The following is a 7,308-nucleotide window of genomic DNA, read 5'->3' on the forward strand; positions in this document are numbered from 1 at the left end:
TGGAGCACGCACGTCTAAAATGACGCATAAAAAATAAAAAATGGAAAAAAACAGTGATAAACAAACAATTCATTATTTCCAGAGGCAACTGCCATAAATTAGGCGCAACAATTGAAAAGAATGGAGTTAACTTCGCCTTCTGGAGTCCTTATGCACAAGAAGTGGATCTGCTGTTATTTGATAATGTTAATGACGATTCACCATATATAGTTCACCTTTCAAGCCGAGTATTCAAATCAACCTACTACTGGCACGTTTTCGTTCACGGTATTGGTGCAGGTCAGATTTATGCTTTCAGAGTAACAAAAGCGGTTGATAATTCAGACTCTGTTGCAATCGGTAAGGTTTTAATTGATCCTTATGCCAAAAGAATTCTCTTCCCTGATCAGTATGATCGCTTTGCAATTGGTGATGAAAAAAGAATTTTCAGAAACTCTCTTAAATGTGCAGTTGTTGATATAGATGATTATGACTGGGGTATTGACGCTTTCCCTAATCACTCTCTTGAGAACACCATCATCTATGAGATGCATGTTAAAGGTTTTACTGCAGATAAAAGCTCTGGTCTTGATGACAGAATCAAGGGCACCTACAGAGGTCTTATTGAGAAGATTCCATATCTTGTAGAGCTTGGAATCACCACAGTTGAGCTGATGCCTATATATCAGTTTGATGAGAATGATGCGCGTCCAGGCATGAAGAATTACTGGGGCTACTCTCCAATGGGCTTTTTTGCCCCTCATGACTGTTTCAGTTCCGATAAATCTATTATGGGACCTTTAAACGAGTTCCGTGATATGGTTAAGGCTCTGCATAAAAACGGCATCGAGGTGATCCTGGATGTTGTTTACAATCACACCTCCGAAGGTGATGATAACGGTCCGACATACAGCTTCAAAGGTCTTGATAAGAACGGCTATTACATTGTAAAAAACGGCTATCACCAGAATTACTCCGGCTGTGGCAACTCTCTCAATGCAAACCGTCCTATTGTAAGACGAATGATTATTGAATCTCTGGAGTTCTGGCATCAGAAGATGCACGTTGATGGCTTCAGATTCGATCTGGCATCCATTTTAACCCGTGATAAAAATGGTGTGCCAATGAATGACAATTCCACTCTTTTAACCATTGATGCTGATTATCAGCTGGCTGAAGCCAAGCTCATTGCTGAGCCTTGGGATGCCGGTGGTCTTTACCAGTTAGGTGCGATTTCCGGAAGTAAATGGCGTGAATGGAACGGTCAGTTCAGAGACGATGTTCGTGCCTTTATGAGAGGTGACTGTGGTAAGGTTAAGCAGTTTATTTTAAGACTGCTTGGATCTCCAGATATTTACAATGAGCATGAGGTAGACCCTCAGAAATCCATCAACTTTGTTACCTGTCATGACGGCTTTACCCTTTATGATCTTGTCTGTTATTCAGAAAAGCATAACTTTGCCAACGGTGAGAATAATAATGACGGTAATAATTCCAATTATTCTGCAAATTATGGAATTGAAGGTCCGTCTGAGGACAAGTCATTAAATAAGCTCAGACTTCGTCAGGCCAAGAACTTTATGGCTATTACTATGCTTTCATACGGTACACCTATGATCTGCATGGGCGATGAGGTTCTGCGAACCCAGAACGGTAATAACAATGCCTATTGTCAGGACAATGAGATTAGCTATCTGAAGTGGAAATATACTGAAGCTCAGGAAAATATGCTCAATTATACACGTAAGATAATTGAGCTTCGTCGTCAGGGTCAGTTATCTCCTCACGGTAATGATAACTATAATAACAAGCTTGATAATGCTCTGAAGAATGCGAAAATTCAGTGGCATGGAACCAAGCCTTTCCAGCCTGACTGGTCTGATATGTCTCATTCTGTAGGCTTTCTGTTCCGTCATAAAACAGCAGATGTTTATGCCTATGTATATGTGAATGCATTCTGGGAAGATCTGACTATCGAGCTTCCTTCAGTTCCTGGTCATCTTCACAGAAACTGGTATCAGTACCTGAATACAGCTCTGCCAAAAGGCAAGGAAGTTTCAAACTTCTATATGAGTCGACGTTTCAGAGCAGGAGATAAAATCAAAGTTAAGAATCACAGTATTCTGATGCTGGTATGCCCTGCTACCTAACTGTTCAATATAAGGCCTAATTCTGGTAGTTAGGCCTTGTTCTTTCATCTATATCCTATCTGCAAATCCTTCTTTATTGTTTTTTATTATTAACAAACTCTAGACAGGATCTATAAATGGTAAAAGTTTGGAATAAAATCTAATTTTTATATAAATAAATAAAAAGTTTGGAATTAAATCCAAACTTTTACTATAATTAAGATAAATTTGGAATTAAATACAAAAAGGTACAGTTATGCGTCTAATACAAAGAAATAATTATCTTGATTTTCTGAAGCGTCATAAGGATAAAAAAATCATCAAAGTTGTATCAGGAATCAGACGCTGTGGAAAATCTACCCTTTTCCAGTTATTTCGAGAAGAACTTTTAAAAGAAGGTGTAAGCAAAGAGAATATTATCTCCATCAATTTTGAAGATCTGGATTATGAGTATCTTCAGGATTACCATGCCCTTTATAAATATGTTTGTGAACATATGCAGTCCTCTGGAATGAATTATATTTTCCTCGATGAGATTCAACATGTTCCTGAATTTGAGAAAGCTGTAGATAGTCTTTTTATTAAAGATAATGCTGACGTATATATTACAGGCTCTAATGCTTATTTCATGTCAGGTGAGCTTGCAACAGTGCTTTCTGGTCGTTATGTTGAGTTAAAAATGTTACCTCTGTCCTTTAAGGAATACTACGACGCAAGTGATTTATCTCATAATCATTCTCTGTCTGAAATCTATGAAAAATATTTAACTGACAGTTCATTCCCATACACAATTCAGATTTCAGGAAAACAGACTGATATTAAAGAATACCTTAATGGAATTTTTAATTCTGTAATTCTAAAAGATGTTGTTGGAAGGCTGAGAATTTCAGATGTAAAGATGCTTGAGAGCCTGATTAAATATGTATTTGCCAATGTAGGAAGTCTACTGTCAGTAAATAAGATATCAAAATCAATGACAAGTTTTGGAAGAAAAATTGATAACAAAACTGTAGAGCGTTATTTAACAGGTCTATTGGACAGTTTACTTATATATCAGGCTGACCGTTTTGATGTTAAGGGAAAGGAGCTTTTAAAATTAAACTCTAAATATTATGTAGCTGATGCTGCATTAAGATATCTTATAGTCGGAAGAAAAGGCCTGGATACAGGACATATTCTTGAGAATGTCATATATCTTGAACTGGTTCGCCGCGGTTATGAGGTTTATGTAGGCGCTCTTAAGAACGGAGAAATAGACTTTGTTGCTAAAAAATCCGATGGATTATGCTACTTTCAGGTTTCTGAATCCACAATTGATGAGTCCACTCTAAAAAGAGCGCTTCAGCCTCTAATGAATTTAGATGATAATTACCCTAAGTATCTATTAACTTTAGATGAGATTAACGCAGAAGCTGATTATGACGGTATTCGTAAGATGAATGCCCTAAAATGGCTTTTGGAGGAATAGATATTATAACAGTGTACCGTATGCTATAGGACATACGGTACTGATTCTTAATCTCTCTTCTCTGCCTTTAAGATCTTGCAGGCTATATTGATTGATTCCTGAGATGGAGATTCAAGATCTTTTAACTTATATTCAATACCCAGACTCTCGTACTTATGTACACCAAGAGAATGGTATGGAAGAATTTCAACTTTCTTTACATTTGGCAGCTTATCAATAATTGCTCTTAAATCAGTGAGCTGCTTTTCGCTGTCTGTAATGCCTGGCAGTAGAACGTGGCGGATCCAGACATCTTTATTGAGCTCATTTAAATGCTTTGCACAGGCAATTATATTCTCATTGCCAATACCGGTAAGCTTCTTGTGTTCTTTAGAATCACTGTGCTTTAAATCCAGTAAAACAAGATCAGTGTATTTCATAAGCTCATCGAAAAGCTCGATGTATTCTGGAGAATCTCGATAAGGACCTGCTGAAGTGTCCAAAGTTGTATGAACTCCCTCAGCTTTGAATTTCTTAAAAAGCTCTGTTACGAAGGTAATCTGAGATAAGGCTTCACCTCCACTTACGGTAATTCCGCCATCTTTACCCCAATAGCTTCTGTAACGTAATGCCTTACGTACAATGCTGTCTGCATCCATTACATCACCAACCTTCATTTTCCAGGTATCTGGATTATGACAGTATAGGCAACGCATTGGGCAGCCCTGCATAAATATGACAAATCTTACTCCGGGGCCATCAACAGAACCGAATGTTTCAAAAGAGTGAATATAACCTTGAACCATGATCAAAACTCCAAGAGTATTTGTTATTGCTGGGAAAACATAGGGCGCCCGCAGGCGCCCCTTTTAACTTCAGTTATTCAAGAAATTACATAGCCTTGTGGCAGGTTCTTGAGATAACGTCCATCTGCTGCTCACGAGTTAGGTCGATGAACTTAACTGCGTAACCAGAAACACGGATGGTGAAGTTTGCATACTCAGGCTTCTCTGGGTGCTCCATAGCATCAAGAAGCTTCTCAGTACCAAATACGTTAACATTTAAGTGGTGTGCACCCTTAGAGAAGTAACCATCTAAAACGTTAACCAGGTTGTTTACACGCTCATCCTCATTGTGGCCTAATGCATCAGGAGCAATGGTCTGAGTGTTTGAAATACCGTCTAATGCATACTCGTAAGGTAGTTTAGCAACTGAGTTTAGAGATGCTAACAGACCTGACTTCTCTGCACCGTATGATGGGTTTGCACCTGGAGCTAAAGGCTCGCCAGCTTTACGTCCATCAGGTAGAGCACCGGTAGCCTTACCATATACAACGTTTGAAGTAATGGTTAGGATAGAGGTTGTAGGCTCTGAATCACGGTAGGTGTGGTGTTTCTTTAACTTGGTTAGGAAGTTCTTTAATAACCATACTGCAATTTCGTCAGCACGATCATCATCATTACCATAACGTGGGAAATCACCCTCGATTTCGAAGTCGATTGAGATACCGTCAGCGTCACGTACTGGCTTAACCTTAGCGTACTTGATAGCTGATAGAGAATCTACAACGTGTGAGAAACCAGCAATACCGGTAGCGAATGTACGACGTACATCGGTATCGATAAGAGCCATCTCAGCTGCCTCGTAGTAGTACTTGTCGTGCATGTACTGGATCAGGTTCAGTACATTTACGTATAGGCTTGCTAACCACTCTAGAACGATGTCGTAGTTTGCCATTACCTCGTCGTAGTCTAAGTACTCTGAAGTAATCTTAGGTAGCTTAGGACCAACCTGCATACGGGTCTTAACGTCGATACCGCCGTTCATTGCGTATAGAAGAGCCTTAGCTAGGTTTGCACGAGCACCGAAGAACTGCATTTCCTTACCAGTCTGAGTTGCTGATACGCAGCAGCAGATTGAGTAATCATCGCCCCACTCAACACGCATTACGTCATCATTCTCGTACTGGATTGATGAAGTGTCTACAGAGATCTTTGCAGCATACTTACGGAAGTTCTCTGGTAGCTTGCTGGTGTATAGAACAGTCAGGTTAGGCTCTGGTGATGGGCCCATGTTCTCTAGAGTGTGTAGGAAACGGTAGTCTGACTTGGTAACCATGTGACGGCCGTCCATACCAAAACCTGCAACCTCAAGAGTTGCCCATACTGGGTCACCTGAGAATAGCTGCTGGTATGAAGGAATACGAGCAAACTTAACCATACGTAGCTTCATTACTAAGTGGTCGATAAGCTCCTGAGCCTCAGACTCGGTTAACTTGCCTTCCTCGATATCACGGTTGATGTAAATATCTAAGAAGGTTGAGATACGGCCGATTGACATAGCAGCGCCGTTCTGAGTCTTGATAGCAGCCAGGTAGCCGAAGTATAACCACTGTACAGCTTCACGTGCATTTGATGCAGGCTGTGAAATGTCAAAGCCGTAGCTCTGAGCCATTACCTTCATAGCCTTTAAAGCCTTGATCTGGTCTGCTAACTCTTCACGCTGACGGATAACGTCATCAACCATGATGCCGCAACCGCAGTTCTTTAAGTCAGCCTGCTTCTGCTCTACTAGGAAGTCGATACCGTATAGAGCTACACGACGGTAGTCACCAACGATACGGCCACGACCGTAGGTATCTGGAAGACCGGTTAGGATCTTGTTCTTACGAGCTAGACGCATCTCTGGAGTATATGCATCATATACTGCCTGGTTGTGGGTCTTGTGGTACTCGTTGAAAATCTGGTCGAATTTTGGATTTGGAGTATAACCGTTAGTGGTACATGCTTCCTGAGCCATCTTGATACCACCATAAGGCATGAAAGCACGCTTTAATGGCTTATCAGTCTGTAAACCAACAACCTTCTCTAAATCCTTGCTGCCCTCTGAAATGTAGCCAGGACCATAAGCGGTAATACCTGAAACAATTTCAGTTTCCATATCAAGAACACCGCCCTGAGCACGTTCCTGATGCTGTAACTTCTGTAGATCGCCCCATAGCTTGTTGGTAGCATCGGTAGGACCAGCTAAGAATGATGAATCACCATCATATGGTGTGTAGTTGTTCTGAATAAAATCTCTTACGTTTACATCAGAGATCCAGTGGGTTCCTTTAAAACCACGCCATTGCTCTTTCATGATTACTCCTAAATATATTTAACAGGATTCAGGGCTTTTCCTAAATCCATATCTCTATTCAAGCAGTGGGCATTATATATTTATGATTCGAAATTTAATAGATAGACATAAATCTGATTTTGTGTGAAAGAGCTCTCAAAACCTTCGTAAACGGCTTTCTTATAAGGAAATCGGTAAATTTAATTTTTTTTAATTTTTAAACTGAGTTTATTAACTACCTATAAACTTATTAAATGGGAATCAGAGAGGGATTTGTAATATGGTTTATAAAGGTTCATCCGAAAAACTGTGGCTTGTAAAAAAATACTAGTGAATATTATCAAATAAATTAAACAAAAAAGGGCGTTTTCTCTTAAGATAAAAAAGCACAACAACACTTAAGAAGGAAACGCCCATGTCTTGTATTGTATCTGATTTTTTATCTAAAAACTTCTTTCCTGGCTTCAAGATTACAAATATTTCTTTTTCTGAAGTGTCTGACAGGGATATTACTATTGAGCTTGAACCAGCAGAACCTCCAGTCTGTCCACACTGTGGAAGTCATAACGTGGTTGTTCACGAATACAGAGAGAGAGTCATCAAAGATGAAAAGCTGCTAGGCTGTTTCGTTACTCT

General features: G+C 39.7%; 5 protein-coding genes. 3 read left to right on the plus strand and 2 right to left on the minus strand.

The window, feature by feature from the left end; all coding sequences use genetic code 11:
• Positions 1–53: 53 nt before the first annotated feature.
• Together glgX and B5D46_RS08545 are read left to right on the plus strand one after the other, a co-directional pair.
• Positions 54–2,129 carry a glycogen debranching protein GlgX gene (glgX, locus tag B5D46_RS08540; protein ID WP_078929094.1) on the plus strand — a complete coding sequence of 692 codons (2,076 nt, stop codon included), beginning with the start codon at positions 54–56 and terminating at the stop codon, positions 2,127–2,129.
• 235 nt (positions 2,130–2,364) lie between these two features.
• Positions 2,365–3,576 carry an ATP-binding protein gene (locus tag B5D46_RS08545; RefSeq protein ID WP_078929095.1) on the plus strand — a complete coding sequence of 404 codons (1,212 nt, stop codon included), beginning with the start codon at positions 2,365–2,367 and terminating at the stop codon, positions 3,574–3,576.
• A gap of 47 nt (positions 3,577–3,623) precedes the next feature.
• On the opposite strand, the gene pflA is transcribed toward B5D46_RS08545, so the two are convergent.
• Positions 3,624–4,361: a pyruvate formate-lyase-activating protein gene (pflA, locus tag B5D46_RS08550; protein WP_078929096.1), complete on the minus strand. Its 738-nt coding sequence runs from the start codon at positions 4,359–4,361 to the stop codon at positions 3,624–3,626.
• Positions 4,362–4,446: 85 nt separating this feature from the next.
• The gene (gene pflB / locus B5D46_RS08555; RefSeq protein WP_078929097.1) at positions 4,447–6,693 is read right to left on the minus strand and encodes a formate C-acetyltransferase; all 2,247 of its coding nucleotides are present in this window, start codon (positions 6,691–6,693) and stop codon (positions 4,447–4,449) included.
• A 394-nt stretch (positions 6,694–7,087) separates the two neighbouring features.
• Here pflB and B5D46_RS08560 point away from each other — a divergent pair.
• Positions 7,088–7,308: transposase family protein (locus tag B5D46_RS08560; protein WP_143675642.1), on the plus strand; the 221-nt coding region annotated here is incomplete at its 3' end.

The organism is Succinivibrio dextrinosolvens DSM 3072 (assembly GCF_900167015.1).
Taxonomy (GTDB): domain Bacteria; phylum Pseudomonadota; class Gammaproteobacteria; order Enterobacterales; family Succinivibrionaceae; genus Succinivibrio; species Succinivibrio dextrinosolvens.